This is a genomic window from Amaricoccus sp. W119 (genome assembly GCF_047275745.1).
In the GTDB taxonomy this organism is placed as follows: Bacteria; Pseudomonadota; Alphaproteobacteria; order Rhodobacterales; family Rhodobacteraceae; genus Amaricoccus.
In genome coordinates, this window is the sequence record NZ_JBKQWU010000177.1 from 1 (window position 1) to 1,131 (window position 1,131).

Annotated in this window: 1 protein-coding gene; it reads right to left on the bottom strand. The window is 65.1% G+C overall.

Going from position 1 to position 1,131, the window contains the following annotated elements:
* Positions 1-69: 69 nt before the first annotated feature.
* Positions 70-951: a catalase family protein gene (locus ACLJK8_RS22800; protein WP_413152687.1), complete on the bottom strand. Its 882-nt coding sequence runs from the start codon at positions 949-951 to the stop codon at positions 70-72.
* Between the last annotated feature and the right edge of the window lie 180 nt (positions 952-1,131).

Genomic DNA, 1,131 nt, shown 5'->3' on the forward strand with positions numbered 1-1,131 from the left:
ACGCCGCAAGCGGGAAACTCTAGTCGGGCTACGCCCTCCCGCCGTTCCCCGCTTGCGGCGCCAAGTGGCCTACTTTTGCGCCGCCCAACGGCCTGGTTTTGCTCCGCCGTTGACATTCACCGTCGGATCCTCGACCGGCTGCTTCTCGAGGTCGCGGCAAAGCTGGACGCGGAACTCCCAGCGGCCGCGGTTACCGCGCATCTCGTCCCGCACCGTCTCACGGATCGCATCCTCCCGACCACGCGCGTCGATCTTGTTGCCGGTGAGGGCGGTCAGGCCCGGAGAGATCGGCGCGAGGCAGAACTTGGCGATGTAATCGCCGAATCTGAACGGCGTGACGCTGTGATAGGTCTCGCCAAGCGGATCCACGTTCGGAGCACCCCCGAGCGCCTGGATCTTCGGGCTCTCGATGCCCACCGCCTCGAGCGCCGTGTTCACGCCCCGCAGGACCGAGGACAGCGCTTCCTTGGTACCCTCGAGACGATCGGTCGTGCGGGCGAGCAGCTTGAGATTGCCGAGAAACTGCTCGGCCGTCCGGGTCTGGAACACCGGCCCGTTCACCATGACGAAATCCTGGGTGGTGCCCTCCGCCCCGGGCAGCCGCTCGCCCTCGACGCCCAGCACCTTGAGCGCGATCCCTCGAGGCAGCGAAATCGCATCCGGCAGGATGTCACCCGCGTTGGTGGAGATTCGCATAAGAAGTTTGTGCTTGCCCGGACGCGCGAACATGCCTTGGGCGACCTCCGGGGTGAGGTCGTCGGAGATCGACAACTCGCCTTGAAGGATGGCATGCGCCTTCGCATGGACCGACCTGACGGAGTGGCCGTACTCCCGCGCCGTCGTTTCCAGGATCGTGTCGAAGACCTGCTTGAGACTTTCGACCGTCTCCGCCTCGTTCGGCTCCTTGACTTCGACATCGGGATGAAAGCGGACGGGACTGGCAAACATCATCTGGCTGGACCTCCGTTCCTGGTGAAACCGCCCCGGCGGACGGATAGTTCCCTAGGGGACGCGTCATGGGCCGGGGCACGGTTTCTTGAGACAGCGTCGAGCGCTACTTTCCCGAGGAACGGGGGTAGAGCATGGACGACAAGAGCGACGTGAAACCTGGCGCGACGGAGGCCTCGGCCC

Bases quoted from the DNA above. Each gene is read 5' to 3' on its own strand.
- ACLJK8_RS22800 (WP_413152687.1), bottom strand. From the start codon at position 951: ATGATGTTTGCCAGTCCCGTCCGCTTTCATCCCGATGTCGAAGTCAAG.